The 896-nt window shown below is 43.2% G+C and carries 1 protein-coding gene; it reads left to right on the top strand.

Going from position 1 to position 896, the window contains the following annotated elements:
• A partial coding sequence (locus FTW16_RS15485; protein ID WP_146491732.1) for a DUF2787 domain-containing protein occupies positions 1 to 310 on the top strand: 310 nt, incomplete at its 5' end.
• Positions 311 to 896: the final 586 nt, after the last annotated feature.

The raw sequence follows: 896 nt of genomic DNA, 5'->3' as shown, positions 1-896 counted from the left end.
CTTTCGAGATAGTTCATACAGCTCAGAAGCTGGTGGGTTTCACCCTGTTGAAATCGCGATGACACAGATCTCCAGTGGTCTATGGAATGTCGAATACATCACTGATTTTGCTTACGTTGGGAATGTGTATCCAGAATTGGCGAGATGTCTAGACTTTGATTTTCGAGACCAAGCATTCTTTACAGAGTTCGGGGGATGGAGCCCAATCAAGGGTAACTATTCCGCTGTAGAGATGTTCGAGCTTTGGCAGGATAACTTCTTAAGCTACATCGATATGGAAGCGTTTGACTCTATATCTATCACTTCGTAATGAGAGAACAACCTGTCCGGGTCTATGTCACGATACAAAGGCACCGGACCACTACAGCCATCAAAAGTCGTGCTTCGGAGAGAGCTAACCCTATATGTAGCAAGGCCTGAATGACTTTTCATCATAGACTCCCACCCCACGACTTATCACGACATTACCGATAAGTGATAACAATCATGCCCAATATCTCCCCATTAAAAGAGCAGCTCACAAAAGCGCTCATCAGAGTCGCTCTCGCGAGTTGTCATTACCTTAATGAACAGTATCAACACTTTAAAAAGGAGGTAGAGCAAAGCTCAGATCACGAACTGTTTGAATTCGTTCAACGCCTTTCTTCCACCCACCTAAAACGACTCTTAGCCACTATTGAGTTGATGAATAGAGGTTACCTACTAAGTGAAATTCTAGAAGCAGCAAAGGATAAATAATGGCCTTTCCCGAGGCCATTTAAATTCAAATATACAGCCCATTTCACATAATCATTATCCGCCATTTGAGTGAGACGTTATTTGTCTCACCCATCCTTATCCTAATGCCATCAGTGATGGTTCATAGACACCCAACCAAGGATTCACAATGACCACAA

The sequence above is a fragment of the Vibrio sp. T20 genome, assembly GCF_007858795.1.
GTDB classification, from domain to species: Bacteria; Pseudomonadota; Gammaproteobacteria; order Enterobacterales; family Vibrionaceae; genus Vibrio; species Vibrio satsumensis.
Note: the sequence above shows the minus strand (reverse complement) of the source record. Positions and strands in the feature narration are given on the sequence as shown.